This window comes from Bradyrhizobium sp. 14AA (assembly GCF_054185205.1).
Genome location: NZ_JAVAYM010000030.1, coordinates 1 through 25,826, shown reverse-complemented (window position 1 = coordinate 25,826; position 25,826 = coordinate 1). Strand labels below are relative to the sequence as shown.

General features: G+C 64.8%; 24 protein-coding genes and 1 tRNA gene. 15 read left to right on the top strand and 10 right to left on the bottom strand.

Annotated elements, in window-relative coordinates:
• Positions 1-6 precede the first annotated feature (6 nt).
• Positions 7-1,251 carry an amidase gene (locus RAD15_RS37385; protein ID WP_458183727.1) on the top strand — a complete coding sequence of 415 codons (1,245 nt, stop codon included), beginning with the start codon at positions 7-9 and terminating at the stop codon, positions 1,249-1,251.
• On the opposite strand, the gene RAD15_RS37380 is transcribed toward RAD15_RS37385, so the two are convergent.
• From RAD15_RS37380 to RAD15_RS37365, 4 genes are all read right to left on the bottom strand, one after another.
• A complete protein-coding gene (locus RAD15_RS37380) occupies positions 1,243-2,433 on the bottom strand; it encodes a patatin-like phospholipase family protein (protein ID WP_458183726.1) in 1,191 nt (396 codons plus the stop codon). The two genes, RAD15_RS37385 and RAD15_RS37380, sit on opposite strands and share 9 nt — an antisense overlap.
• Positions 2,434-2,645: 212 nt before the next feature.
• Positions 2,646-3,242, bottom strand: coding sequence for a glycerol-3-phosphate 1-O-acyltransferase PlsY (plsY, locus tag RAD15_RS37375; protein ID WP_458183725.1), 597 nt, complete (start codon positions 3,240-3,242; stop codon positions 2,646-2,648).
• Positions 3,243-3,289: 47 nt separating this feature from the next.
• Complete coding sequence (locus RAD15_RS37370) at positions 3,290-4,591, bottom strand: dihydroorotase (protein WP_458183791.1); 1,302 nt, start codon at positions 4,589-4,591, stop codon at positions 3,290-3,292.
• Between the two features lie 5 nt (positions 4,592-4,596).
• Positions 4,597-5,544, bottom strand: coding sequence for an aspartate carbamoyltransferase catalytic subunit (locus RAD15_RS37365; protein ID WP_458183724.1), 948 nt, complete (start codon positions 5,542-5,544; stop codon positions 4,597-4,599).
• A 234-nt stretch (positions 5,545-5,778) separates the two neighbouring features.
• On the opposite strand from RAD15_RS37365, the gene RAD15_RS37360 reads away from it, so the two are divergent.
• The 3 genes from RAD15_RS37360 (at position 5,779) to RAD15_RS37350 (ending at position 9,098) form a co-directional block, all read left to right on the top strand.
• Positions 5,779-6,504, top strand: a complete 726-nt coding sequence (locus RAD15_RS37360) for a M15 family metallopeptidase (protein ID WP_458183723.1) — start codon at positions 5,779-5,781, stop codon at positions 6,502-6,504.
• Between the two features lie 22 nt (positions 6,505-6,526).
• On the top strand, positions 6,527-8,170 hold the full coding sequence (locus RAD15_RS37355; protein WP_458183722.1) for an acyl-CoA dehydrogenase family protein: 1,644 nt from the start codon (positions 6,527-6,529) through the stop codon (positions 8,168-8,170).
• A gap of 157 nt (positions 8,171-8,327) precedes the next feature.
• On the top strand, positions 8,328-9,098 hold the full coding sequence (locus RAD15_RS37350) for a CPBP family intramembrane glutamic endopeptidase (RefSeq protein WP_458183721.1): 771 nt from the start codon (positions 8,328-8,330) through the stop codon (positions 9,096-9,098).
• Here the strand turns inward: RAD15_RS37350 and RAD15_RS37345 are convergent.
• Genes RAD15_RS37345 through ruvX form a run of 3 tightly spaced genes read right to left on the bottom strand, consistent with a single transcriptional unit; the run spans position 9,095 to position 11,006 of the window.
• On the bottom strand, positions 9,095-10,018 hold the full coding sequence (locus tag RAD15_RS37345) for an AEC family transporter (protein WP_458183720.1): 924 nt from the start codon (positions 10,016-10,018) through the stop codon (positions 9,095-9,097). The two genes, RAD15_RS37350 and RAD15_RS37345, sit on opposite strands and share 4 nt — an antisense overlap.
• Positions 10,019-10,027: 9 nt before the next feature.
• On the bottom strand, positions 10,028-10,510 hold the full coding sequence (locus RAD15_RS37340; protein ID WP_458183719.1) for a hypothetical protein: 483 nt from the start codon (positions 10,508-10,510) through the stop codon (positions 10,028-10,030).
• Between the two features lie 16 nt (positions 10,511-10,526).
• Positions 10,527-11,006, bottom strand: coding sequence for a Holliday junction resolvase RuvX (ruvX, locus tag RAD15_RS37335; protein ID WP_458183718.1), 480 nt, complete (start codon positions 11,004-11,006; stop codon positions 10,527-10,529).
• 47 nt (positions 11,007-11,053) lie between these two features.
• On the opposite strand from ruvX, the gene RAD15_RS37330 reads away from it, so the two are divergent.
• A complete protein-coding gene (locus RAD15_RS37330) occupies positions 11,054-11,272 on the top strand; it encodes a hypothetical protein (protein WP_458183717.1) in 219 nt (72 codons plus the stop codon).
• 60 nt (positions 11,273-11,332) lie between these two features.
• On the opposite strand, the gene RAD15_RS37325 is transcribed toward RAD15_RS37330, so the two are convergent.
• Both RAD15_RS37325 and RAD15_RS37320 read right to left on the bottom strand, forming a co-directional pair.
• A complete protein-coding gene (locus RAD15_RS37325) occupies positions 11,333-12,268 on the bottom strand; it encodes a cyclase family protein (protein ID WP_458183716.1) in 936 nt (311 codons plus the stop codon).
• Between the two features lie 236 nt (positions 12,269-12,504).
• Complete coding sequence (locus tag RAD15_RS37320; RefSeq protein WP_458183715.1) at positions 12,505-13,401, bottom strand: LysR substrate-binding domain-containing protein; 897 nt, start codon at positions 13,399-13,401, stop codon at positions 12,505-12,507.
• A 96-nt stretch (positions 13,402-13,497) separates the two neighbouring features.
• Between RAD15_RS37320 and RAD15_RS37315 the strand changes: the two genes are divergently transcribed.
• The 9 genes from RAD15_RS37315 (at position 13,498) to RAD15_RS37275 (ending at position 21,725) form a co-directional block, all read left to right on the top strand.
• Positions 13,498-14,541 (top strand): NAD(P)H-dependent flavin oxidoreductase, encoded by a 1,044-nt coding sequence (locus tag RAD15_RS37315; protein WP_458183714.1) that lies wholly within the window; start codon positions 13,498-13,500, stop codon positions 14,539-14,541.
• Between the two features lie 119 nt (positions 14,542-14,660).
• Positions 14,661-15,737 carry an NAD(P)H-dependent flavin oxidoreductase gene (locus RAD15_RS37310; protein WP_458183713.1) on the top strand — a complete coding sequence of 359 codons (1,077 nt, stop codon included), beginning with the start codon at positions 14,661-14,663 and terminating at the stop codon, positions 15,735-15,737.
• A gap of 77 nt (positions 15,738-15,814) precedes the next feature.
• On the top strand, positions 15,815-16,102 hold the full coding sequence (gene gatC / locus RAD15_RS37305) for an Asp-tRNA(Asn)/Glu-tRNA(Gln) amidotransferase subunit GatC (protein ID WP_157330292.1): 288 nt from the start codon (positions 15,815-15,817) through the stop codon (positions 16,100-16,102).
• A 14-nt stretch (positions 16,103-16,116) separates the two neighbouring features.
• Positions 16,117-16,329 (top strand): hypothetical protein, encoded by a 213-nt coding sequence (locus tag RAD15_RS37300; RefSeq protein WP_458183712.1) that lies wholly within the window; start codon positions 16,117-16,119, stop codon positions 16,327-16,329.
• Positions 16,326-17,801, top strand: a complete 1,476-nt coding sequence (gatA, locus tag RAD15_RS37295) for an Asp-tRNA(Asn)/Glu-tRNA(Gln) amidotransferase subunit GatA (protein ID WP_458183711.1) — start codon at positions 16,326-16,328, stop codon at positions 17,799-17,801. Before RAD15_RS37300 ends, gatA begins: the two co-directional genes overlap by 4 nt.
• Positions 17,792-18,094, top strand: a complete 303-nt coding sequence (locus RAD15_RS37290) for a hypothetical protein (RefSeq protein ID WP_458183710.1) — start codon at positions 17,792-17,794, stop codon at positions 18,092-18,094. Before gatA ends, RAD15_RS37290 begins: the two co-directional genes overlap by 10 nt.
• Entirely contained in the window at positions 18,091-19,569 is a 1,479-nt protein-coding gene (gatB, locus tag RAD15_RS37285) for an Asp-tRNA(Asn)/Glu-tRNA(Gln) amidotransferase subunit GatB (protein ID WP_458183709.1), read from the top strand. The genes RAD15_RS37290 and gatB overlap by 4 nt, the downstream gene beginning before the upstream one ends.
• A 1,585-nt stretch (positions 19,570-21,154) precedes the next feature.
• Positions 21,155-21,421 (top strand): hypothetical protein, encoded by a 267-nt coding sequence (locus RAD15_RS37280; protein WP_458183708.1) that lies wholly within the window; start codon positions 21,155-21,157, stop codon positions 21,419-21,421.
• Between the two features lie 94 nt (positions 21,422-21,515).
• The gene (locus RAD15_RS37275; protein ID WP_458183707.1) at positions 21,516-21,725 is read left to right on the top strand and encodes a hypothetical protein; all 210 of its coding nucleotides are present in this window, start codon (positions 21,516-21,518) and stop codon (positions 21,723-21,725) included.
• Positions 21,726-21,857: 132 nt separating this feature from the next.
• Here the strand turns inward: RAD15_RS37275 and RAD15_RS37270 are convergent.
• A tRNA-Ser gene (locus RAD15_RS37270) sits at positions 21,858-21,950 on the bottom strand.
• A 1,534-nt stretch (positions 21,951-23,484) separates the two neighbouring features.
• Between RAD15_RS37270 and RAD15_RS37265 the strand changes: the two genes are divergently transcribed.
• The coding region (locus RAD15_RS37265) for an Ig-like domain-containing protein (RefSeq protein WP_458183706.1) at positions 23,485-25,826 on the top strand (2,342 nt) is incomplete at its 3' end.

Below are 25,826 nucleotides of genomic sequence, written 5' to 3'. Positions count from 1 at the left end.
ACTGTCATGATCTCACTCGCCGACCTCCAGCGCCGCATCGAAGCGGGGGAGCTTTCGCCCGATGCCGCCATCGCGCAGTCGCACGCGGCGATCGAGGCCAAAGAGAAAGATGTCCGCGCCTTTGTCCGCCATGACAAGGCTGCGAAGGCGCAAGCCGCCGGTCCGCTGCGCGGCATCGCCGTCGGCATCAAGGACATCATCGACACTGCCAATATGCCGACCGAGATGGGCTCGGAGATCTATCGCGGCTGGCAGCCGCGCAGCGACGCACCTGTGGTGATGATGCTGAAGCGGGCGGGCGCCACCATCATCGGCAAGACCACCACGACGGCGTTCGCCTCGCGCGATCCGACCCCGACGCTCAATCCGCATAATCTTGGCCACTCGCCGGGCGGCTCGTCCTCGGGCTCGGCGGCAGCGGTCGGCGCCGGCATGATCCCGCTGGCGCTGGGCACCCAGACCGGCGGCTCGGTGATCCGGCCCGCGGCCTATTGCGGGACCGCTGCGATCAAGCCGTCGTTTCGCATGCTGCCGACCGTCGGCGTGAAGTGCTATTCGTGGGCGCTCGACACGGTCGGCCTGTTCGGCGCCCGCGCGGAAGATCTCGCGCGCGGACTGCTCGCGATGACCGGCCGCACCGAATTCTCCGGCATTGTCCCGGCCAAGGCGCCGCGCATCGGCGTGGTCAGGCAGGAGTTCGCCGGCGCCGTGGAGCCGGCCGCCGAAGCGGGCCTGCAAGCGGCGATCAAGGCGGCCGAGCGCGCCGGCGCCAGCGTGCAAACGATCGATTTGCCCGAGGCGGTGCAGGAGGCCTGGCGCATCCATCCGGTCATCCAGGACTTCGAGGCGCATCGCGCGCTGGCCTGGGAGTTTTCCGAGCGTCACGACGAGATCGCGCCGATGCTGCGCGCCAGCCTCGATGCGACGGTCGGCCTGACGCCGAAAGAATATGACGCGGCGCGCCGGATCAGCCGTCGTGGCCGCCGCGAACTTGGCGAGCTGTTCGAGGGCGTCGACGTGCTCTTGACCTATTCGGCGCCGGGCACGCCGCCGGCCAAGGAGCTCGCGACCACGGGCGACCCCCGCTACAACCGGCTCTGGACGCTGATGGGCAATCCTTGCGTCAATGTTCCCGTGCTGAAGGTCAACGGCCTGCCGATCGGCGTGCAGGTGATCGCGCGTTTCGGCAACGACGCACATGCGCTGGCGACGGCGTGGTTCCTGGAGAACGCGCTGGCGAAGTCAGGCTAGCGCGGGCTCAGTGGACGCGATGCGCTGAAGCTGCGCCGGGGTTGCACCTTGGCCGAGCCAGCGCCCGGCGGCCTCGCGGCCGCTTCGGTGCAGCATGCGGATGAAGCCCCGGCTGAGATCGGTCGATGAGCGCTGCGCGAGACCCTCGATCGAGTCTTCCGCGGCGATCCGGAACAGGCGCGGCGATAGCGCCGCGGTTGCTTGCGCCCATTCGATCGCGGCGATCTCGGCATTGAGGGCGGCGTTGGCCGCAATCTGGTCGAGGCGGCGGTCGATCGCGGCGAGCGTGATCGGCACGTAGCTGTCGCGCGCGGGCGTGACCTGGACGAGCAGCACGTCCGTCGCGTCGGTTTCCTGCGCCAGCCGGATCAGGGGCGGATTGCCGCCGAAGCCGCCGTCCCAATACGCCTCGCCGTCGATCTCGACGGCGCAGTGAACCAGCGGCGGGCAGGTCGAAGCCAGCGCGACGTCGGCGGTGACAGAACCGTTGCGAAAGATCTGCTGCTGCCCGTCGCAGATCCGCGTCGCCGCGATCAACAGCTTTGGACAGGCCGGCTCGCGCAAGGCCGCAAAATTGATGTCGCGCGACAGCGCCTGCCTGAGCGGATCGAGATCGAACGGATCGAACTGGCCTGAGCGCAGGGTCGGACCGAACGCGACCGAGCTTCCGGCCGGCGAAAATCCGCCGACCAGCATCAATGAGCGGAACGATGCCTCGTGCATCAGCCGGAGCCAGAACCGGTTCAGCCGCGCGTGGGCAGCCTCGCGGCCGCCCTCGGCAAGGCCGGACGCAAGCAGCAGCGCATTGATGGCACCGGCACTGGCACCGCTGATGGTGTCGAACGCGATGTCAGGCTCTTCCAGCAGCCGTTCCAGCACGCCCCAGGTAAAGGCGGCGAAGGTGCCGCCGCCCTGAAGCGCCAGCGAGAGTTTTCGCGGCGGCCACTGGTCGGGGCGCGGTTGCGGAGGCGGAACCGGTGCAGCGATGGTTACGGCCTCGACCGCCGCGGGAGCCTGCACGACGGGAGCAACGAGCGGCGCAGGCGACAGAGCGGGAGCAGGTTTTGGCGCAGCAGGCGGCGAGGGGGTATCGGACCAGATGTTGGTCGTCGAGAGCAGCCGGCTTGCCGCAGTGCCCTGCAAGCCGCCTTCGTTCTGCGTACCGACCATCTCTTCGCTCATTCTGAGCAACCGCGTAACGCCATTTCCGCTGTCAGGATGACAGGCATGGAACCGGTTCGCTACTGCCGGCCGCAAGCCGATCGCGAGTTGCGAACAGGATTTGGCGTATAATGCGGAAGAGGTGCGGCGGTATCCGTACTTTTTTCGGCCCTGGATTTTGTTTTGACGCGTTTTCTTGAGGCGAACCGGTATCCACTTCGCTCGAAAACGCTCTAGGCCTTCTCGCCGATCCTGCTTTCCTTGCCCGCTTGCAATCGCTTGATGTTCTCGCGATGCGCGTAGAACAGCAGCAGCGTCAGCACTGCGAACAGCGCAGACAATGCAAGATGACCGAACCACCACAGGAATATCGGCGTGATGAACGCCGCCACCAGTGCCGAGAGCGAGGAGTAGCGGGTGGTGAAGGCGGTCGCCAGCCACAGCAGGCAGAACACGACTGCGCCCGGCCAGAACAGGCCGAGCAGGATGCCGATATAGACGGCGACGCCCTTGCCGCCTTTGAACTTGAGCCAGACCGGGAAGAGATGGCCGAGGAAGGCGCCGAGCCCGGCCACCATCGCGGCATTGGGTCCTGCGATGTAGCCGGCGATCACCACCGCCACGGTGCCCTTGAGCGCATCGAGCAGCAAGGTGCCCGCGGCAAGGCTCTTGCGTCCCGTGCGCAATACATTGGTGGCGCCGATGCTGCCGGAGCCGATCGAGCGGATATCCTGCGTCCCGGCGAGCCTGGTCAGAATCAGCCCGAACGGAATCGAGCCGAGGAGGTAGCCGATGACGAGGGCCACCGGCAGGAAAGCTTCAAATCCCATGGCCGCATCTCCATGTCGAACCGAGACGCCACGCATGATTCCGCCCGTCAGACATGCTCGTATACCGTCCGTCCGCCGACAATGGTGCGCACCACGCGGCCTGTAAAGCGGGCCTCGTCGAACGGGGTGTTCTTGCAGGGCGATTTGAGGTCGGCGGGATCGACCACCCAGGGCACGTCGGGGTCGATCACGATGACGTCGGCCGGGCTGCCGGCACGCAGGGTTCCGCCTGCCAGCCCGAGCAACTCGGCCGGGCGGGTCGACATCGCCTTGATCAGCGTCTTCAGTTCCAGCTCGCCATTGTGCACCAGCCGCAGGCCGGCGGGCAGCATGGTCTCCAGACCAATGGCGCCGGGAGCGGCCTCGGCGAACGGCAGGCGCTTGACCTCGACGTCCTGCGGATTGTGGTCGGACATGATGACGTCGACGAGGCCGGAGGCGACCGCTGCCACCAGCGCGCGGCGGTCGTCCTCGGTGCGCAGCGGCGGCGACAGTTTCAGGAAGGTCCGGTAGGGACCGATGTCGTTCTCGTTCAGCGCCAGATGGTTGATCGAGACTGAGGCGCTGACGGCGAGCCCGGCATCGCGGGCGCGCTGGAGGATCTCGAGCGAGTCGATGCAGGACAGCGAGGCCGCGTGATAGCGGCCGCCGGTCAGCGCCACGAGGCGCATGTCGCGTTCGAGGATCACGGCCTCGGCGGCATTCGGGATGCCCATCAGGCCGAGCCGCGAGGCGAACTCGCCCTCGTTCATCACGCCTTCGCCGACGAGATCGGGGTCCTCGGTGAAGTGCACGATCAGCGCGTCGAAATCGCGCGCGTAGGTCAGCGCGCGGCGCATCACCTGCGCATTGGTCACGCTTCTGACGCCATCGCTGAAGGCGACGGCGCCCGCGGCCTTGAGGAGGCCGAACTCGGTCATCTCCTGGCCGTGCATGCCCTTGGTGAGCGCCGCCATCGGCTGGATGTTGACGATCGCGGTGTCGCGGGCGCGGCGCATCACGAAATCGACGGTCGCCGAATTGTCGATCACCGGAGACGTATCGGGCTGGCAGATGATGGTGGTGATGCCGCCGGTCGCGGCCGCCTGGCTCGCGCTGGCAAAGGTCTCGCGATGGCTGAAGCCGGGCTCGCCGACGAAGGCGCGCATGTCGACGAGGCCGGGCGCGACGATCTTGCCGGAGCAGTTGACGATGTCGGTGCCCTCGGGGACGCCGGCAGCACCGATGCCGCGGCGGGTCTCGCGGATGGTGCCGTCGGCGATGAGGACGTCGCCGACGCCGTCGAAATCCCTGGAGGGATCGACGACGCGGGCATTGGCGAGCAGGATCGGGCGGCGGTCGGTCAGCATGGGCATCACGCGTTCGGCAGGTTACGGGCGAGCGCTTCCAGCACCGCCATGCGCACGGCCACTCCCATCTCCACCTGTTCGCGGATCAGGGATTGCGCGCCGTCGGCGACCGCCGTGTCGATCTCGACGCCGCGGTTCATCGGTCCGGGATGCATCACGAGTGCGTCCGGCTTGGCGTAAGCGAGCTTCTTCTGGTCGAGGCCGAAATAGTTGAAGTACTCGCTGGACGACGGCACGAAGGAGCCGTTCATGCGCTCGCGCTGGAGCCGCAGCATCATGACGATGTCGGCGCCGTTGAGCCCCTCGCGCATGTCGCGCGCGACCTCGACGCCCATCCGCTCGATGCCGGGCGGCAACAGGGTGGTGGGGCCGACCACGCGGACGCGGGCGCCCATCGTGTTGAGCAGGATGATGTTGGAGCGGGCGACACGCGAATGCAGCACGTCGCCGCAGATCGCGACCACGAGGCCCTCGATCCGGCCCTTGTTGCGGCGGATCGTCAGCGCGTCGAGCAGCGCTTGCGTGGGGTGCTCATGGGCGCCGTCGCCGGCATTGATCACGGAACCGTCAACTTTGCGCGCCAGCAGTTCCACCGCGCCGGAGGCGTGATGGCGCATCACCAGGATATCCGGGTGCATCGCGTTCAGCGTCATCGCGGTGTCGATCAGCGTCTCGCCCTTCTTCATGGACGAGGACGAGACCGACATGTTCATGACGTCCGCACCCAGCCGCTTGCCGGCGAGCTCGAACGAGGACTGGGTCCGGGTGGAGGCCTCGAAGAAGAGGTTCACCTGCGTCCGTCCACGCAGGACGGTGCGCTTCTTGTCAACCTGGCGGTTGAGCTCGACATATTCTTCGGACAGGTCGAGGAGGCCGGTGATGTCGGCCGCGGAAAGGCCCTCGATGCCCAGCAAATGCCGGTGGCCGAGGACGAAGGTCGATTTCGATGTCATTAAAGCGAGAGCTATAGGCGCGGATGGCTGGGGGGGCAAGGGCCAATGCCGGGGCGGTGAGTTATCCCCCGATCTGTCGATCCGGGCGCCGGGATGTGACTCTCCATCATGCCCGGGCTTGTCCCGGGCATCCACGATCTTCTATCGCATTTGACGCAAAAGAACGTGGATGGCCGGGATAACCCGGCCATGACGATGTGGGGGCATTTCATGAAAACAATTCTGACTGTGCTCATGGCTGCAGCAACAATCAGTACCGCCCACGCCCAATCGCTCCCCGGCGACTTCGCCTATCTCCGCGATGTCGATCCCAGCATCGTCCAGGACATCCGCTACGCCACCGCGAACAATTTCGTCGGTCGGCCGCTCGCAGGCTATGGCGCCGGTGAATGCGTGGTGAAGCGCGAGGTGGGGCTGCGGCTGAAGGCGGTTCAAGCGGAGCTGGCGGCGCAAAACCTCTCGCTCAAGATGTTCGACTGCTACCGGCCGGCGCGGGCCTCGCTCGACATGGTGAAGTGGTCGCAAAACGGACGCGAGACGGCTGCCGAGCGGCGCTACAATCCGAAGATCCCCAAGACCGAGCTGTTTCGTCTCGGCTACATCGCAAGCCGCTCGCAGCATTCGACGGGCGCGGCGCTCGATCTCACGCTGGTCGATCTCAAGGCCGACAATTCCGGCAAATACGACCCGTCAAAAACCTATGCCGTTTGTACCGCGCCGGTCGAGGCGCGGGCGCCGGAGGGCAGCGTCGACATGGGCACCGGCTATGACTGCACGGACACGAAAGGCCATACTGCGGCACCGTCGATCACACCGGACCAGCGCGCCTGGCGCAAGCGGCTGGTCGCTGCCATGGCCAGGCAAGGCTTTGTGAACTATTCGAAGGAGTGGTGGCATTTTTCCCTGCCGGGGGCGGGCGGGGCGGCCTATGATTTCCCGATCCAGCCGCGGCGGAACTAAAGTCCGCTTCGAGGAAGCGCCGATGACCCAGCCGAGCTTTGCGACCCACGAGGTCTTCAACCAGTCGCCGCCGTTCGAGGATGTCGATCTGTTCGCCGTGGATCGGCCGCTGGTCGACGCCGTGCAGGCCAATGGCGGCGCGGCCGCGGAACGGGAGCTCTCCGAGTTCGGCAAACATTGGGGTTCGGCCGCGATGGCCGACCGCGGGCGCATGGCGAACGAGAACACGCCGAAGCTGCGCAGCTTCGATGCAAAAGGCAATCGCCGCGACCAGGTCGAGTTTCACCCCTCGTATCACGAGCTGATGGCGCACAGCGCGCATGCCGGCGTGCATAATTCGACCTGGACGGCGGACGGCAGGCCGGCGGGCGATGCCGCCGAAGTCGTCCGCGCCGCAAAATTCTACATCGCCGCGCAGGTCGAGACCGGTCATCTCTGCCCGATCACGATGACGCGCGCCTCCGTCGGCGCGCTGGCGATGCAGCCGGACCTGCTCGCCCGCGTGATGCCAGTGCTGTCGACCAGAACCTACGATCCCACCTTCGCGCCGTGGTGGGAGAAGCGCGGCATGACGCTCGGCATGGGCATGACCGAGAAGCAGGGCGGCACCGACGTGCGCGCCAACATGACGCGCGCGGTGCGCGACGGCGATGCCTACCGCATCACCGGCCACAAATGGTTCATGTCGGCGCCGATGTGCGATGCGTTCCTGGTGCTGGCGCAGGCCGATGGCGGCCTGACCTGTGTCTTCATGCCGCGCTTTGCGCCTGACGGATCGGTCAACGCCATCCAGTTCCAGCGCTTGAAGGACAAGCTTGGCAATCGCTCCAATGCCTCGTCCGAGGTCGAGTTCGCCGGCGCCTACGCGCAAGCGGTCGGCGAGGAGGGCAAGGGGATCCGCACCATCATCCAGATGGTGCAGCTGACGCGGCAGGATTGCGCGATCGCCTCCATCGGCCTGATGCGCTCGGGGCTTGCGCATGCGCTGCATCACGCCCGTCACCGCAGCGTGTTCCAGAAGCATCTCGCCGATCAGCCGCTGATGCAGGCCGTGCTGTCGGACATGGCGCTGCATGTGGAAGCGAGCGTCGCGCTGGTGATGCGGCTCTGCCGCGCCTTCGACCGGACGCCGCACGATGCGGCGGAGGCCGCCTATATGCGGCTCTTGACGCCCGCGATCAAATACTGGACCTGCAAGAGTGCGCCGCCGTTCCTCTATGAGGCCATGGAGTGTCTCGGCGGCAACGGCTATGTCGAGGACGGCATTCTGGCGCGCCACTACCGGGAGTCGCCGGTCAACGCGATCTGGGAAGGTTCGGGCAACGTGATGTGCCTCGACGTGCTCCGGGCGCTCGCGCGCGAGCCTGAGGCGGCGATGACTGTGCTGCAATCGCTTGCGGCCGAGACGAAGGGCTTGCCGGGGGCAGGCGAGGCGGTCGCGTTCATCGGCAAGACTTTTCGGCGTGCCGACGGCGAGCGCGTCGCGCGCCTCGCGGTCGAGAAGCTGGCACTGCTCGCCGCGGCCGCTGCTTTGAACGGTGTCTCGCCGCACCACGCCGAACTGTTCGCCACAACGCGCCTTGCCGCCAATCACGCCAGCATGTACGGCGCGGTGGAGCTTGCGAGCGGCGACGTCCGCGCGCTGCTGGAGCGGGCGCTGCCGTGATTATTTATCCCGTCATTCCGGGGTGCCCGAAGGGCGAACTCCGGTGCGCCCTTGCGCACCTGAGAATCTCGAACTTCTCGGGTGCGCAAGGGCGCACCCGAGTTCGATGCTACGCATCGCCCCGGAATGACGGTGTTCTCCCAACGAAAGCCTCCTGATGGACTCCCTCAATCCCGACCATCCGCCGCTCGTCGTAATGCCCGCGGAGCACACCCCGCGCGTCTGGTGGTTCTGGGGCACGGCCCTGTGGGGCTTGTTCATCTTCGTCGCGATGTTCGTCGGGCAGATCGGCGCCATCGTCCTGCTGGTGGCGCTGCGTGATCTGCCCATGAACCTCGCCTCGATCCAGCTCGTCGGCCAGGAGCCCAAGGCGCTCGCGCTGTCGGTGATCATGGGCCTGCCGGCGACGCTTGCGGCGGTGTGGCTAGCTATCCGCATCAAGAAGGCCTCGTTCGCGGACTATCTCGCCCTGCATTGGCCGTCCTGGAAGCAGCTGGTGATCGGCGTGGTCGGCCTCATCCTGGTGGTGCTGGTCTGGGAGACGATGTCGCGCGCGCTCGGCCGCGAAGCAACGCCTGGGTTCATGACCGATCTGTTGAAATCCGGCCGCGACAAGGGCGCGGCGTTGTTGCTGCTGTTCGCCTTCGCCGTGGCAGCGCCGATGTCGGAGGAGTTTCTGGCGCGCGGCTTCCTCTTCCGCGGCTGGTCGGCGAGCTTTCTCCGTGCGCCCGGCGCGATCCTGCTGTCGTCGCTGGTGTGGACCATCGTCCACCTGCAATACGACATGTACTTCCTCGCCGAGGTCTTCACCATCGGCCTGTGGTTCGGCTACATGCGCTATCGCGCCAATTCGCTCTGGCTCACCACCATCCTGCACGCGCTGAACAATCTGACCGCGGTGGTGCTGACGATGTGGCTGGGCAGCTAGGCCACCAGCGCGATCGCGATCGGCATCGTGACCGCCGCCAAAATCGTCTGCAGCGTGATGATCTGCGCCAGCAGCGGCGCATCGCCGCCCATCTGTCGCGCCAGCACATAGGCGCTCGGCGAGGTCGGCACCGCCGCGCAGATCGCGACGATCGCGAGGCTGTTGCCGGAGAGGCCAAACCAGGCGGCCAGCGCCAGCGCGAGCACGGGCATCAGCACCAGCTTGAAGGCCACGCCGATGCCCGCGCTCAGGCTGGGGCGCAGGAGACCCCGGAGCCGCAGGCCCGCGCCGGTGACGAGCAGGCCGATCGCCAGCGAAGACCGGCTCAGCGCGTCCGCGACCTCGTGCCAGATTTTTGGCAGCGGCAGGTGCATCAGGTTGACGACGAGCCCGATCGCGCAGGCCCAGATCAGGGGATTGCGGATCACCGTCATGACGATCGCGCGGGCGGACTGCTTTTCCGGCGCGGCGTAGTGCGCGAGCACGGCGACGCTGAACACGTTGACCAGCGGAATGATCGCGACCATCGCCACCGAGGCCAGCGCCAGCCCGACGTCGCCGAACATGTTGGCGGACACCGAGAGCGCGACATAGGTCTGCCAGCGCGTCGCGCCCTGGAAGATCGAGGTGAAGGCGGGGCCGTCGATGTCGAGCCGCGACAGGGCCGGGCGGAGCGCGAGGCAGAGCAGCGACATCGCCAGCGCCGACAGCAATAGCGCGCCGCCGACGCCGGCGACCGGGACCCTGGTGAGGTCGGCCTTCACCAGCGTCTGGATCAGAAGCATCGGAAACAGCACGAAATAGGTCAGCCGCTCCAGCCCGTGCCACTGCGTGTCGAGCCGCATCAGGCTGTGCCTCAGCACCACGCCGAGCACGATGAGGATGAAGACCGGCAGCAGCGCCGCGATCACGACGGGCATGGTGTGCGCCTATTCCTTTTTCAGAACGAAGTCGGCCCCGCGCGTCCCGAAGCGCGGGCCCTTGGGCGTGATGGTGTGCTTGGGGTCCATCCAGTCGCCGGCGATCTCGTTGTCCGCCTTGAAACGCGCGACGTAGAGGCCACCGAGGACGGCGTCGTCCCCTCTGAGATGCTCGGTCTCGGTCCACTTGATGAGCGCGCCGTCGATAAATCCCTTCACCCTCGTTCGGGTGTTGTCGAAAGTCGGCCAGTCCATGGTGCCCGAGAATTCATCCGCGGAGATCGCGTCGATGGTCAGCTTGACCGGAACACTGCCGTTGATGTCGTGCGAATACTGATTGAACGTCCCGGACCAGGTGCCCTTGAGTTTCGCGATCGCGTGATCATCCGCAGCGAATAAGGTCCGCGTAGCAAAGATGACGAGGAGTGCACTGACGGCCGCGACGATCGAAATCCTTGCTTTCGAAATCCTTGGCTTGGTCGGTGATGCCATGTCGCTATTTCCGCGGTCAGCCTTGCCGCAAATTGGCGAGGCGGTCGAGCGCGCCTTGCAGGATGAAGATCGCGGCGTGCTCGTCGATTACCTCGGCGCGCTTGGCGCGGCTGACATCCATGCCGATCAACTCGCGCTCGACCGCCGCGGTCGAGAGGCGCTCGTCCCAGAGCCCGATGGGGAGCGTGGTCAGGCCGGCGAGGTTGCGGGCGAAGGCGCGGGTCGATTGCGCGCGCGGGCCCTCGCTGCCGTCCATGTTGATGGGCAGGCCGAGCACGAAGCCGACCACCTTGCGCTCGGCCGCGATCGCCAGCAACCGCGCCGCGTCCTGCTTGAACGCCTTGCGCTGGATGGTCTCGACACCGGTCGCGAGCCGGCGGTCCGGATTGGACACGGCAACGCCGATGGTCTTGGTACCCAGATCGAGGCCGATCAGCCCACCGCGTTCGGGCCAGTGGGTTGCAGCATCGATGAGGGGCAGGATAAGAGCCGGCATGGATTTAGCGCATATCACGCGTCGCGCCGTGGAGTGAACCCAGAACAATGGATGCACTGACACTATTCGGCCTGTTTGCCGTGACGGCGATGCTGGTCTGCTATGCCCTGGAGGATCGCAGCCACTGGTTCGTGCTGCTGTTTGCCGGGGCTTGCGGGCTCGGCTCGGCCTACGGCTTCCTGCAAGGTGCCTGGCCATTCGGCCTCGTCGAGGCGATCTGGGCCGTCGTTGCACTGCGGCGGTGGCATCTCAGGCCGCAGAGATAGTTCGGGCGAGGGCGCCTGCCGGGCGGCAGGTCGATCCTCGCCCATGGGGCAGCTGGCCGATCAGCGGATCGCGATCGGGTTGATCATCGCCTGCACGCCGCCGCTCCAGCGCGGCTGTCCCAGCACGAACAGGAATTCATAGCCCTTGTCCTTGGCAAGCGCCGCCGTGTCCATGTTTTCGAGGATGTAGGTCCCGTTCATGGCGAGCAGGATCTGGTGCACCTCGAACACGTTCTTGGACTCGAACGGCAGCACCTCGAGCGCCCAGGTGTCGGCGCCAACAGCGACGACGCCTTTGCTGGTCAGGTACTTCGCGCCTTCGACGCCGAGTCCGGGCTCGGCGGCCGAATAGCGCTTGTCATCCTTGCCGATCAGGCTGAGCCAGCCGGTGTGGAAGATGACGACGTCGCCCTGGCGGATCTCGACGCCCTGCTTTTTGGCGACCTCATCGATCTCCTTGACGTTGAAGGCGGTACCTTCCTTCACGATGTCGGTGTTGTAATAGGCCGCCATGTCGAGCAGCACGCCGCGCGTGACCATCGGCGGCACCTTCTCGATGCCGAGCTTCTTCAAGCCATTGGGATCGGCGAAGTCGGCGAGCTTGTTGCCGTTGTAATAGACGTGCTCGACGCCGAGATGGCCGAGACCGTCGAGCTGGCTGCCGATGCCGACCCACGTATCAAGGATGTCGTCGTTATAGGTCGCCTTGTTCGGCCCGAGACCGGGGCTGCCGGCCTGTCCGGGCTGCACGATGGTGAGCTTGAACGCGCGCGGCGGATAAGCAGGCGTCTGCGGCGTGACGGGAATGCCGAGGGCATAGGTCTTTCCCGTCTTCACCAGCGACGCGGCCTTCAGCACGAGCTCGGGCGTCATGTAGTTGGCGGCACCGATCTCGTCGTTCGGCCCCCATTTCGACTTGGTCCAGTCCTGGGCGCTTGCAGTTCCTGATATCGCCGACAACACAGCGACACAGCACAACACGAGCGTATTGCGCATCGATAGTCCTCCCGATGTTTTCTGCCGATGTTTGGCTTCGTTATGGTTTTGCGCTGGCCAGTGGCGCATCCTAACGTAGAAAACTCACACGCTTCAAAACTTTTTCGACGCGCGACGATGCGACGGCTGAACGCCGCACCGAGGATGGATTCAAGTACGACAGATTTGTGACAGTGAATTTCGTGCGATGGAACGTCAGCGCTTGCGTCAGGCTGCGATGACGTCGTCGTCCTTCTTCAGGCAGGAGATGAAACCTTGAAGCGCGCTGTATTGATGTCCGGCGCTGCGCTGGATGACGCGCTGTATTGATGTCCGGCGCTGCGCTGGATGAAGAGCGTCTCGACGCGCGCGTGCGAGGCGCCCAGCGCGTGGATCGACACGCTGCCGTTCATTGCGCTGCGTTCGACGACCGCGCGCGGCAGCAGCGTCACGCCCATGTCGGCAGCGACGCAGCCGATCATGCCGTCGAGCGTTCCGAGCTCGAAGCGGGCGGCGGAGGGCCAGCCGAACTCGACGAAGATCTGTTCGAGCCGCTGGCGGTAGGTGCAGCCGGTGCGGAACACCAGCGCCGTCGGACCTGACTCCGGCGTGCCGGCGCGCAGCTCCGCAAGCGAAGTCCAGCGCCGCGCGCTGACCAGCACCAGCTCCTCGCGGAAGGCACTCGTCGCGGTGAGGTCGGCATGCGCGATCGGCCCCGCGACGAAGGCGCCGTCGAGCGTGCCTTCGAGCACGCTGGCGACGAGGTCGGCGGTGGTTGCCGTGCGCAAGGAGAGCCGCACGGCGGGGAAGCGCCGGTGAAAATCGGCGAGCAGGGGCGGGAGCCGCACCGCCGCCGTCGTTTCCATCGAGCCGATCGCGAGTGGTCCCTTCGGTTCGCCATTGTCGCGCGCCGCGCGCAAGGCTTCGTGCGACAAGGCCGTCATCCTTTGCGCGTACGGCAGGAGACGCTTGCCGGCGGCCGTAAGTGTCATGCCGCGGCTGTGGCGTTCGAACAGCGGCGTGCCGATCTCGGCCTCCAGCGCCTTTACGCGCTGGGTGACGTTGGATTGCACCGTGTTCAGCTCTTCGGCGGCGCGCGTGATGCCGCCGGTCCGGGCGACCGCGGCAAAGGTCTGGATATCGCTGAGTTCCATGGCGTCGTTTCGCTTTTGTGATGGCAGCGTTCGCAATAATTCATTTTTCGAGAATGCTAGTCGCGCCTACTCTCGGAGTCCAGACCGGGAGGATGCATGCCGATTGCGACGCCGCTGACCACGCTGCTTGGGATCAGGCATCCAATTCTGTCGGCGCCGATGGATGTCCTCGCCGGCAGCCGGCTCGTGACGGCCGTGAGCCGCGGCGGCGGCTTTAGTATTCTGGGTGGCGGCTATGGCGAGAAGGCGTGGCTGGAGCAGGAGACGGCAAAGCTCGCCGGATTGCGCGCTCCGTTCGGGATTGGCTTCATCACATGGAGTCTCGCCAGACAGCCCGAGCTTCTCGATGTCGCGCTCGCCGCAAAACCGTCCGCGATCATGTTGTCGTTCGGTGATCCCGCACCATTCGCACCACAGATCAAGTCGGCCGGTGCGCGGCTGATCTGCCAGGTGCAGGACGAGGCGATGGCACGGCAGGCGCTCGATGCCGGCGCTGATGTCCTGATCGCGCAGGGCACGGAGGCGGGTGGTCACGGTGCTTCACGCACCACCGTCGATCTCGTGCCCGCCATCGTCGATCTTGCAGCAGGCCGTGTGCCCGTGGTGGCGGCCGGTGGCATCGCCGACGGGCGCGGGCTCGCCGCCATGATGATGCTGGGCGCGAGCGGCGTGCTGCTCGGCACGCGCTTCTATGCGAGCCAGGAGGCCGACGGCGCGGAGGAGGCCAAGCGACGCATCTGCGCCGCGAACAGCGGCGCGACCGTGCGCGGCATCATCTTCGATCTCTCCCGCAACAATGTCTGGCCGGCGCCGTTCACGGGACGGTGCCTTGTCAACGACCATGCACGGCGCTGGATCGGGCGTGAAGTCGAGCTGATGCAGAATGTTGCCGCAGTCGCGGCCGAGTATACGGCGGCAAAGGCGGCGGGCAATTTCGACGTCGCCGCGGTGATCGCGGGCGAGGCGGTCGGACTGATCCATGATATTCCACCGGCGGGCGAGATCGTCGAACGGATTGCAGTTGAAGCGGAGCAGCTGCTCGCAGGGCGGAGAAACTCGGGAGCAATGGGCCTTCCTTCTCCCCCTGTGGGAGAAGGTGGCGCGCAGCGCCGGATGAGGGGTTCTATCCGCGGAGAATGAAGTCAAATCTGAGGGGTCTGTCTCCGCGGATGCAAACCCCTCACCCGTCTCGCCGCTATCGCGGCGATCCACCCTCTCCCGCAAGGGGAGCGGGGAAGAGCGAATACGAGGCAAGAACCATGTGGCCTGACCGTCGACTGATCGATCTCTTCAAGACCGAATTCCCGATCGTGCTGGCGCCGATGGCCGGCATCATGGATGCGGAGCTGGTGATCGCGGCCGCGCAAGGCGGGGCGCTGGGGTCGCTGCCGAGCGCGATGATCTCGGCGGAGAAGGCGCGCGAGCAGGTCGGTTTGATCCGCCAGCGCGTGAAGGCGCCGGTCAACATGAACTTCTTCTGCCACACGCCGGTCGAGCTCACGGGCGAGGCCGAAGCGCGCTGGAAGCAGCGGCTCACGAGCTATTACACCGAGCACGGTCTCGATCCCTCAGCTCCGATCGCCGCGGCCAACCGTGCGCCGTTCGATGCCGCCTTCTGCGAGGTCGTCGAGGAGCTGAAGCCGGAAGTCGTCAGCTTCCATTTCGGTCTGCCGGAGCCCGCGCTGCTCAAGCGCGTCAAGGCGGCGGGCGCTCTCGTCATCTCCTCGGCGACGACGGTGAAGGAAGCGGTCTGGCTCGAGCAGCACGGCGTCGATGCCGTGATCGCGCAAGGCGCGGAGGCGGGCGGCCATCGCGGCATGTTCCTGACCGACAAGGTCGCCGAGCAGCCCGGCACCTTTGCGCTGGTGCCGCAGGTCGCCGACGCCGTGAAGGTGCCTGTCATCGCGGCCGGCGGCATCGCCGACGGGCGCGGCATCGCCGCGGCCTTTGCGCTCGGGGCCTCAGGCGTGCAGATCGGCAGCGCCTATTTGCGCTGCCCGGAATCCAAGGTCAGCGCGGGCGGCCGCAAGGCACTTGCCGCGGCGGGCGACGATTCCACCGTGATCACCAACGTCATGACCGGCCGGCCGGCCCGCGGCGTCCAGAACCGCCTGATGCGCGAGGCCGGCCCGATCTCGCCGGATGCGCCGCCGTTTCCCCACGCCGCGACCGCACTGGGACCGCTGAAGGCTGCTGCTGAAAAGCAGGGCAGGGTGGATTTCACCAACCTCTGGGCCGGCCAGGCCATCGCCCTCGGCCGCGAGGTCCCCGCCGCCGAATTGACCCGCGATTTGGCCAAATCGGCCTTGGCTCGTCTGAAAGCGCTGGCCGGATAGGCCTCCGGGGCCGGTTGCGGCGCAAAAGCGGCCTCTGCTATACGGCACATAGGTTTTGCCGTGAGAGGCCTTATATAATGTCCGTCGACGCCACTACCGTCCGCCGCATCGCGCATCTGGCGCGCATTGCGGTTTCCGAGGACGAGGTTCCGCATCTGCAGGGCGAGCTCAACGCCATGCTCGCCTTTGTCGAGCAGCTCTCGGAGGTCAATGTCGAGGGCGTGGAGCCCATGACCTCGGTCACCCCGATGCAGATGAAGAAGCGGCAGGACGTGGTCAATGACGGCGAGATCGCCGACGATATCGTTGCCAACGCGCCCGCGACCGAAGGTCACTTCTTTCTGGTGCCCAAGGTCGTTGAATAAACAGGTTAGGTCCGATGTGCCTGCTTTGCGACGATGAGAAGGCCTATCAGGCCTACATGAACTACCTCGACAAGATGGAGCGGCAGGGCAAGGCTGCCGATCCCAATGTCGCCGTCAATGCCGTGCTCGACGAGATCGAGGCCGCTGCGAAAGCATCAGCCAAAAAAGACGACCCGGCCAACGACAAGACCCTGTCTCCTTTCTTCTGCAGCCCGATCAATAAATGACCGATTTGACATCGCTGACGCTCGCCGAGGCCCGGAAGGGTCTCGCCGACAAGACTTTCACGTCGCTCGAGCTGACCGACGCGCATCTCAACGCGATCGAAGCCGCGCGCGTGCTCAATGCCTTCGTGATGGAGACGCCGGATCGCGCGCGCGACATGGCGAAGGCCGTGGACGAGAAGATCGTCAAGGGCGAGGGCGGCCCGCTCGCCGGCATTCCGCTCGGCATCAAGGATCTGTTCGCGACCAAGGGCGTGCGCACCACGGCGTGCTCAAAAATCCTCGGCAATTTCGTGCCGACCTACGAGTCCACCGTGACCTCGCAGCTCTGGCGCGACGGTGCGGTGATGCTCGGCAAGCTCAACAATGACGAGTTCGCGATGGGCTCGGCCAACGAGACCTCATGCTTCGGCCCCGTCGGCAATCCCTGGCGGCGTGATGGCTCCAACACCACGCTGGTGCCCGGCGGCTCGTCCGGCGGCTCGGCCTCGGCCGTGGCGGCGCTGCTGTGCATGGGCGCGACCGCGACCGACACCGGCGGCTCGATCCGCCAGCCGGCGGCGTTCACCGCGACCGTCGGCATCAAGCCGACCTACGGCCGCTGCTCGCGCTGGGGCATCGTCGCCTTTGCGTCCTCGCTCGACCAGGCGGGGCCGATCGCGCGCACCACGCGCGATGCGGCGATGCTGCTGCGCTCGATGGCCGGTCATGATCCCAAGGACACGACCTCGGTCGACATTCCGGTGCCTGATTACGAGGCTGCGATCGGCAAGTCCGTGAAGGGCATGAAGATCGGCATCCCCAAGGAGTATCGTCTCGACGGCATGCCGGCGGAGATCGAGAAACTCTGGAGCGAGGGCGCCGCGTGGCTGAAGGCGGCCGGCGCCGAGCTGGTCGAGGTGTCGCTGCCGCACACGAAGTACGCGCTGCCGGCTTATTACATCGTGGCGCCGGCGGAGGCGTCCTCCAACCTCGCGCGCTATGACGGCGTCCGCTACGGCCTGCGCGAGCAGGGCAAGAACATCGTCGAGCAGTACGAAAACACCCGCGCCGAAGGTTTTGGCGCAGAGGTACGCCGCCGCGTCATGATCGGCACCTATGTGCTCTCGGCCGGTTATTACGACGCCTATTATCTGCGCGCCCAGAAGGTGCGCACGCTGATCAAGAAGGATTTTGAGGATTGCTTCGCCAAGGGCGTCGACGCGGTCCTGACGCCGGCGACGCCGTCGGCGGCCTTCGGCATCGGCGAGAAGGGCGGCGCCGATCCGGTCGAGATGTATCTCAACGACATCTTCACGGTGACCGTGAACATGGCGGGCCTGCCCGGCATCGCCGTGCCCGCCGGCAAGGATGCGCAGGGCCTGCCGCTCGGCCTGCAGCTGATCGGCCGTCCGTTCGAGGAGGAGACGCTGTTCTCGCTCGGCGAGGTGATCGAGCAGGCCGCCGGCCGCTTCACGCCCGCGAGGTGGTGGTGAATGTCGCTGACTTCATCGCGAGCCTCGACGGCGCGGCGCCCGCGCCTGGCCTGAACGCGCCGCTCACCGGTCTCTGGTGGGCCGGCAAGGGCGACTGGGACCAGGCGCACAGGATCGTGCAGGACGACCAGGGGCGCGACGCCGCCTGGGTGCACGCCTATTTGCACCGCGTCGAAGGCGATCTCGGCAATGCCGGCTACTGGTACCGCCAGGCCGGCCAGGTCGCGGCAAAGGATTCATTGGAAGCGGAGTGGCAGCGGATCGCTGCCACGCTGCTCGGGAGCACAACATGAGCACGGCCACGCACAAGCTTCTCAAGGGCGCCACCGGCGACTGGGAGATGGTCATCGGCATGGAGATCCACGCCCAGGTGACCTCGAACTCAAAGCTGTTCTCGGGTGCGTCGACCGAATTCGGCGGCGAGCCGAACAGCCACGTGTCGCTGGTCGACGCGGCGATGCCCGGCATGCTGCCCGTCATCAACGAGGAGTGCGTCAGGCAGGCTGTCACGACCGGGCTCGGCCTCAATGCGCAGATCAACCTGCGCTCGGTGTTCGACCGCAAGAACTATTTCTATCCGGACTCGCCGCAGGGCTACCAGATCAGCCAGTACAAGTCGCCGATCGTCGGCGAGGGCGAGGTCGTGGTCGAACTGGACGGCGGCAAGACCGCGACCATCGGGATCGAGCGGCTGCATCTGGAGCAGGATGCCGGCAAGTTGCTGCACGACCAGTCGCCGACCATGTCCCATGTCGATCTCAACCGCTGCGGCGTGGCGCTGATGGAGATCGTGTCAAAACCGGACATCCGCGACGCGGAGCAGGCCAAGGCTTACGTGACAAAACTGCGCTCGATCCTGCGCTATCTCGGCACCTGCGACGGCGACATGGAGAAGGGGTCCTTGCGCGCCGACGTCAACGTTTCCGTGCGCAAGCCGGGAGCGCCGCTCGGCACCCGCTGCGAGATCAAGAACATGAACTCGATCACCTTCATCGGCCAGGCGATCGAGTACGAGGCGCGGCGCCAGATCGAGATCCTCGAGGATGGCGGCGCGATCGAACAGGAAACGCGGCTCTACGACCCCAACAAGGGCGAGACGCGCTCGATGCGGTCCAAGGAAGAGGCGCACGACTATCGCTACTTCCCCGATCCCGACCTCTTGCCGCTGGAGTTCTCACAAAGCTTCGTAGACGAGCTGAAGGCTGAGCTCCCCGAGTTGCCGGACCAGAAGAAGACGCGCTTCGTCGCCGATTTCGGCTTGTCGGCCTATGATGCAAGCGTGCTGGTCGCCGAGCGCGAGAGCGCGGTGTTTTACGAGACGGTGCTCGACAAGCTCGCCAACCGCGCCCGCGACGGCAAGATGGCGGCGAACTGGGTGATCAACGAGCTGTTCGGCCGTCTCAACAAGGAAGGCCGGGATATTACGGGCTCTCCAGTTGGCGCCGAGCAGTTAGCCGCGATCATCGACCTGATCGGCGAGGGCACGATCTCCGGCAAGATCGCCAAGGATCTGTTCGAGATCGTCTGGCAGGAAGGCGGCGATCCTCGCGCGCTGGTCGAAAGCCGCGGCATGAAGCAGGTCACCGACCTCTCGGCGATCGAGAAGGTGGTCGACGACATCATCGCGGCCAATCCCGACAAGGCCGCGCAGGTGAAGGACAAGCCGCAGTCGCTCGGCTGGTTCGTCGGTCAGGTGATGAAGGCGTCCGGCGGCAAGGCCAACCCGCAGAGCGTCAACGACCTGCTCAAGTCCAAGCTCGGCGTCTGACGTCGCGCGTTCGAATGAGGTGACGGACGCGCTTCGTCACCTCGCGTCAGCTCACGATGCGACGCTCGCGCACGTCATCGACGGCAATCATCAACCGCTCAAGGGCGCGCAGCGCCACCGAATCGCGGTCGCGCGATTCGCGCGAAACGGCGGCTTGCACACGCTCTGACGAGCGCTTCCGCCGTTAAGCATGAAAATAATTTCGTTGCCAAAATTCGCGACTCAGAGTCCGCGACTCGCCCCCGCGACCCGATCGAGCGCCTTGCAGTGTGCTTCATCGCGCTGATGAGGTGGGATGTGCGCGCGCGGAATAGCACTTGCTGCATAGGGTTTTTCGCAATCGCTGCGCTTGCCGACGTCGATGCTGCGAGAAGCATTTGCAATCGTAGGCGCGTGTCTCTGCGTGTCGGCAAATCAAGCGCGGCTGGCGCACGCGCACTGCGTCGTCAACACTTCCTTAAGTGAGAAGATGTTTTTTTCGTCGTGTTGGTGTATTCGGGGTGAGTGCACATTCGATCCCCGAATGCGCGCAGCGATTAAAGCCATCTCACACATCGGAGGGCAACATGGCCAAGAAAGCGAAGAAGGCGAAGAAGGCGAAGAGCGCAGTGAAGAAGACTGCGAAGAAGACCCGCAAGGTCGCGAAGAAGAAGAAGTAACTTCGCTTCTGAAGTTGCCGGCTCCTAGAGAGCCGGCACGTCATCAGCGCCTCCTAGAGGTTCTGGTCGACGATAGAGGGTGTCGGCGAGACATCAGGTCAACGGTCGGATCGTTCTCTTTGACGGTCCGGCAGAAGAAACAAGTTTTCTTCGTTCGGTGTGGGGCCGGCTTTCCGGTTTTGCAATTTCACGAGTGGCCTCGCGGTCAAAGTGGAATCTGATCCTGACGTGTTCGCCGACGCCCTCGTTCTCCTGAGGCCGGGGTATTGCCGGCATTCCCTCTCCAGACATTGCCGATCTGACCGCGACGTGGCCGCGCTGCCTTTGGGGCAGGCGAGAGCTGCGGGACGAGCCGTTGAACGCAGGCCCGGACGTCATCGCCCGGCTTGCCGTCTTCGCCAAAGCTTCGCCGACCGAGCACACTTGTGGGCCCGGCGTAGCCCTGGCAGAGCCGGGATCGGGCGATCCAGTCTTCCGAGGCGGTCGTGGTTGAATCGATGGGCCGCGGCGTGCCGGATTTCCCGCCTGCGCTGGGAATGGCGGAGCGGGTGCGGCGACGTCAGCGATCCGACCCTGCCAATCGTACCGCATGAAACGCGCCACCGTGCGCAATGGTTATCGTTCTCCGAAAATCCCAGGGTAAACCGAATCTGACGAATCCCAGAAGTGCCTGCCAAACGGGGGTTTTCTGAATTTCGTGCAGGCGCGGCGCGTGCTCGCGTTTACGTCTGCTTCATCGCGATACTTAAACTGCCATTCAAATTTGCCCGCCATCATCACCTCCAACAAGCCGGCAAACGGCATGGGCAAAAAGCCCTGGGGATGAGTTGAACAGGGGCATGATCCCAGAAGGGATCACGCAAACCAGAGTTGGACGGGAGCCGCGCTCGGGGGAACGAGGCGGCAAAAGAAAAAGGGGATGCGTTATGTTTCAGGGTACTTTCGATCTGGAGACGGCCACGCCGATCGACGCGGGCGCGCTGTCGGACGTGCTGTTCGAGCGCGGCATCTATTGGGCGAGCGGCCGCTCCGGCCTGGTCGATCTCGTCGCCGCGCACAAATGGTTCAACCTCGCCGCGCTGAAGGGCCGCAAGGACGCCGTGGCGCTGCGCCAGGAGGTCGCCGGTCAGATGTCGGACACCGAGATCTCTGCCGCGCAGCGCGAGGCGAGGGCGTGGGTCTCCGCCCACTGAGCGGTCATCGCGTCCCAGCCCCGTGTTTCCACGGGCGGGCCTCGTTGCGCTGAATCAAATTCCTTTGCCGTGCCGCCGCCTAGACCCGAGCGGCATGAGCGCCCCCGACACGAACGGACAATGGTTGCCGATTCAGATCGCGCCCGACGACTGCGATCTGGAACTCGGACGGCCGCACAAGACGGGCATCCTGCCCTGGAACTTTCCATGCCGGCGCAGCTCCGGCGTCTGGTTCAACGTCTGGGCCGACGAGGCAGTGCTGATATCGCCCTCGCATTGGCGGATCTGGCGGTCCCGCATCTAGGTCCGCGCGCACATATATAAGGTGAGCCCGAATCGGGCTGAGCCAGCGGCGCTGATCCTTGCGCGAGGGTTTCGCATCTCCGCGCGTTCGCTTTCCGGTGAAAGAACGGCAGAGCTTGATTCTGCTGCTGGGTGGCGGAGAGGGAGGGATTCGAACCCTCGATACAGCTTGAGACCGTATGACGCTTTAGCAAAGCGTTGCCTTCAGCCACTCGGCCACCTCTCCGGTGCGAGCCTTATGCCTCTAATTACTTGGGGCGGTCAATTTGTAAGCGCGTGTTTGCGCTCGAATATTCCCAGCGATTTTCCAAACAAAACCGATCTGCTTTCGGGGCGAGAACCGTTACGCCGCGAGAATGGACGCGCGGGCCGGAATGTCCGGCGTTTGCAGCAAGATGTTTCTTGCGTGTGAGAGCGTGGTTTCTGGCGTAAGTAACTGGATTTGCTGTGGAATCAATGGAGCTTGTGGAAGAGGCCTGTCGAGGGGGGCGAATCTCTCCGTCTCCGCTATCACCAAATCATTGAAATTGTTGGGCTTTGATCGGCCGACTCGGTCGACTCTGGCGCAGGGCCCTGGCACGATCGGGCACGGTAACCGTGCGGCCAGCCGAAGGGGCGCCAATGGACATTTTCCGGCGGGGGAATCGCTGGTGGTTTGGTCGGGCCGCCCGGCAGGTATCTGCGACATCCTGGGTCTGAAGGCTCGGTCCTCACGTCATCCCGGCAGCCGCGTGGGAGCCGGGAGGAGGGCGTCTTTAGGTTTTCGAGGTTGTGCGTCCCGAGAACTGCGGGAACCCGTCGGGGTGAGCCATGCTGCCTGTGGAAAAACCCGGCGGTCGGAATCCGGTCCCAGCATGAAGAAGGGAGGCTGCAAGGGCTTCGGTTCTAGTCCGAACAGCCGCAGGTTGTTGGCCATTGCCGCTTCGGCGATGGCCAAAGACGACTGCGGGCGATGGTCAGAGTTCCCTGACGGAAACTCCAGAGCGGTGGAAAAAGGCCGCGCGCCGAGCAAGTTAATGGTTAAGTAAATGTATCGAAACGTCGTATGGACGCGCGGGCAAATTTGCGGCAGATTGCACGTAAATTAAGTTAATGGATCGTTACTCGCCTAATCCGACATCACGCTATTCATCGGTGTAGACGCGGCGATCTCAAAGAAAAGTCGTTTTGGAAGGCGTTTAACAACAGTAATTTTTTTTACGACGTGGCCGGTGTGCGGCGCCGGACACGAAGCGGGCAGGGGCAGATAGGGCATCGAAGTTATTTCACACGCATTGAGTGCCATCGAGCAGATTTTGCGAGGCGGTAGCTGCTCCTGGCCGTAGGCGTCCAACCGATTGCGATCGGACGCTCGAAAATTTTGTGAACTGATTTCTGGTGCACATTGCGCCTCTCCTGCGTCGCAAAGACGCAAGGAGTTGAAGCTTTGGGTCGCGTGAATTTCGGTCCGCACGAATCGCCTGCAAGTGACCAGGGCAGGCTTCCCCACAATTGGTCCGATCTCGAAGCAAGACTTCGCGATCTGGCCAGGCCTTCCAAAATATCAGCCGCACACCCCGGACCGGCCGTCGAGCCGCAAGTCACGCGCGCGCACGATCCGTCGCGCCAACGCGACGCCGCCGGGCGGCTGAGGGCCGATACGCCGCTTCAGTCGGCGGCGCCAAAGCCGGATTCGCTCGAATTGCTGTCCCGTCCGGCCGCGATCTCGACCATTCACGTCTGAATTTTTCCCGATCAGTTTCATTTGCAGGGCAGTCCCGATGGCCACTCGTCACCATCCCGCAGCGACCGATCCGATCCTCGTGAACTTCACGGCCAACGACACCTCCTGCGCATCCTCGTTTGAAGCGGAGACCTCATCCATGAGCGCAAGCCTTTCCAAGCGCGAGATCGCCTTCATCGATCCCGGCGTTGATGACGTCGTCACGTTGCTCAACGGCATGCGGCCGGATGTGGAGCCGATCCTGCTGAACGACTACGAGCCGGCGCCACGGCAGATGGCGCGCGCGGTGCAGGGGCGGGAAGGGCTCGAGGCGATCCACGTCATCGCGCATGGTCGGCCGGGTGAGGTGAGTTTTTCGGCGGGGGCGCTGAATGCCGTAAACCTGCCGAGTTTTCGAGAAGATCTGGCAATTGTCGGGAAGTCAGTATCCGGGACAATTTCGTTGTGGAGCTGCGCCACCGCGGTTTCCGACGACTTCATTGAAGGGTTGCAGTCTTTGACCGGGCGGCCGGTCTACGGAGCCGTCGGGGAAATCGGCTCAACGGCTCTTGGCCCCAACTGGCGTCTGACCGGTTATGAGCAGTCGTCCCCGCTTACGGTCGAAGCGCAAGCTGCGTTCAATGGGGTGCTCGCAATTACCGCAGTCGCCTTCAACAAGATTACGACTGATTCTGGATCGAGTTCGACGGACCTAGACACTTCGGACAACGGTTCCGACGGAAGTCTCGTATTGGGAGGCACGTATACTAAGGCAACCGGGGGAACTGATTGGATCGGTGTTTGGATCAGGGGCGGAGAATTTGGGACCACTTGGACCTGGGTTGGAGCTGTCCAAGTAGCGAATGGTACGGGTGCGTGGTCGTTCGATCTTGCAAGTAGCTCAGTCACGAGTGCACACGTTCTCGATGATGGAACGTATACGGTTGGATTTTCGACCGCGACTACGTCCAACGGCACAAATTCTGGGACGCCGACAGCCCTAACATCTTTCATTATCGACACCACGGCGCCGACCGCGGGGACCCTCTCGCTGTCGAACTACAGCGACAGCGGTTCGTCGTCTGCGGACTTCAACTCGACCGACAAGGCCTTCGATCTGTCGCTGAGCGGCAACGCCGACACCAACGGCACAACGGTGGTCTATCAGGTCTCGACCAACGGCGGCGGGACCTGGTCGACGACCACGGCGGCGCAAAGCAACCTCACCGATGGCAGCTACCAGTTCCGCGCCGTGGTCAGCGATCCCGCCGGCAACTCCTCGACCAGCAATGTCGTCACGGTGGTGGTCGACACCACGGCGCCGACCGCGGGGACACTGTCGCTGTCGAGCTATACGGACTCGGGCTCATCCTCGTCCGACTTCAACTCGACCGACAAGGCCTTCGATCTGTCTCTGACCGGCAATGCCGATACCAACGGCACGACGGTGGTCTATCAGGTCTCGACCAACGGCGGCGGGACCTGGTCGACGACCACGGCGGCGCAAAGCAACCTCACCGATGGCAGCTACCAGTTCCGCGCCGTGGTCAGCGATCCTGCCGGCAACAGCGCGACCAGCAACGTCGTCACGGTGGTGGTCGATAACACCGCGCCGACGGCAGGGACACTCTCGCTGTCGAGCTATACGGACTCGGGCTCATCCTCGTCCGACTTCAACTCGACCGACAAGGCCTTCGATCTGTCGCTCAGCGGCAACGCCGATACCAACGGCACGACGGTGGTCTATCAGGTCTCGACCAACGGCGGCGGGACCTGGTCGACGACCACGGCCGCACAGAGCAACCTCGCCGATGGCAGCTACCAGTTCCGCGCCGTGGTCAGCGATCCCGCCGGCAACTCCTCGACCAGCAATGTCGTCACGGTGGTGATCGACACGTCGGCGCCGACCGCGGGGACACTGTCGCTGTCGAACTACAGCGACAGCGGTTCGTCGTCTGTGGACTTCAACTCGACCGACAAGGCCTTCGATCTGTCGCTGAGCGGCAATGCCGATACCAATGGCACGACGGTGGTCTATCAGGTCTCGACCAACGGCGGCGGGGCCTGGTCGACGACCACGGCGGCGCAAAGCAACCTCACCGATGGCAGCTACCAGTTCCGTGCCGTGGTCAGCGATCCCGCCGGTAACAGTTCGACCAGCAATGTCGTCACGGTGGTGGTCGACACCACCGCGCCGACGGCGGGGACGCTCTCTCTGTCGAGCTACAGCGACAGCGGGTCGTCGTCTGTGGACTTCAACTCGACCGACAAGACCTTCGATCTGTCGCTGAGCGGCAATGCCGATACCAATGGCACGACGGTGGTCTATCAGGTCTCGACCAACGGCGGCGGGGCCTGGTCGACGACCACGGCGGCGCAAAGCAACCTCACCGATGGCAG

Coding starts and splice junctions, on each gene's coding strand:
- RAD15_RS37345 (WP_458183720.1), bottom strand. CDS start 10,018: ATGCCCGTCGTGATCGCGGCGCTGCTGCCGGTCTTCATCCTCATCGTG.
- ruvX (WP_458183718.1), bottom strand. CDS start 11,006: ATGCCGGCTCTTATCCTGCCCCTCATCGATGCTGCAACCCACTGGCCC.
- RAD15_RS37380 (WP_458183726.1), bottom strand. CDS start 2,433: ATGAGCGAAGAGATGGTCGGTACGCAGAACGAAGGCGGCTTGCAGGGC.
- gatB (WP_458183709.1), top strand. CDS start 18,091: ATGAGCACGGCCACGCACAAGCTTCTCAAGGGCGCCACCGGCGACTGG.
- RAD15_RS37385 (WP_458183727.1), top strand. CDS start 7: ATGATCTCACTCGCCGACCTCCAGCGCCGCATCGAAGCGGGGGAGCTT.
- RAD15_RS37315 (WP_458183714.1), top strand. CDS start 13,498: ATGCCGATTGCGACGCCGCTGACCACGCTGCTTGGGATCAGGCATCCA.
- RAD15_RS37365 (WP_458183724.1), bottom strand. CDS start 5,544: ATGACATCGAAATCGACCTTCGTCCTCGGCCACCGGCATTTGCTGGGC.
- RAD15_RS37320 (WP_458183715.1), bottom strand. CDS start 13,401: ATGGAACTCAGCGATATCCAGACCTTTGCCGCGGTCGCCCGGACCGGC.
- RAD15_RS37275 (WP_458183707.1), top strand. CDS start 21,516: ATGAGCGCCCCCGACACGAACGGACAATGGTTGCCGATTCAGATCGCG.
- plsY (WP_458183725.1), bottom strand. CDS start 3,242: ATGGGATTTGAAGCTTTCCTGCCGGTGGCCCTCGTCATCGGCTACCTC.
- RAD15_RS37280 (WP_458183708.1), top strand. CDS start 21,155: ATGTTTCAGGGTACTTTCGATCTGGAGACGGCCACGCCGATCGACGCG.
- RAD15_RS37370 (WP_458183791.1), bottom strand. CDS start 4,591: ATGCTGACCGACCGCCGCCCGATCCTGCTCGCCAATGCCCGCGTCGTC.
- RAD15_RS37340 (WP_458183719.1), bottom strand. CDS start 10,510: ATGGCATCACCGACCAAGCCAAGGATTTCGAAAGCAAGGATTTCGATC.
- gatA (WP_458183711.1), top strand. CDS start 16,326: ATGACCGATTTGACATCGCTGACGCTCGCCGAGGCCCGGAAGGGTCTC.
- RAD15_RS37310 (WP_458183713.1), top strand. CDS start 14,661: ATGTGGCCTGACCGTCGACTGATCGATCTCTTCAAGACCGAATTCCCG.
- RAD15_RS37360 (WP_458183723.1), top strand. CDS start 5,779: ATGGCTGCAGCAACAATCAGTACCGCCCACGCCCAATCGCTCCCCGGC.
- RAD15_RS37325 (WP_458183716.1), bottom strand. CDS start 12,268: ATGCGCAATACGCTCGTGTTGTGCTGTGTCGCTGTGTTGTCGGCGATA.
- gatC (WP_157330292.1), top strand. CDS start 15,815: ATGTCCGTCGACGCCACTACCGTCCGCCGCATCGCGCATCTGGCGCGC.
- RAD15_RS37355 (WP_458183722.1), top strand. CDS start 6,527: ATGACCCAGCCGAGCTTTGCGACCCACGAGGTCTTCAACCAGTCGCCG.
- RAD15_RS37350 (WP_458183721.1), top strand. CDS start 8,328: ATGGACTCCCTCAATCCCGACCATCCGCCGCTCGTCGTAATGCCCGCG.
- RAD15_RS37330 (WP_458183717.1), top strand. CDS start 11,054: ATGGATGCACTGACACTATTCGGCCTGTTTGCCGTGACGGCGATGCTG.
- RAD15_RS37300 (WP_458183712.1), top strand. CDS start 16,117: ATGTGCCTGCTTTGCGACGATGAGAAGGCCTATCAGGCCTACATGAAC.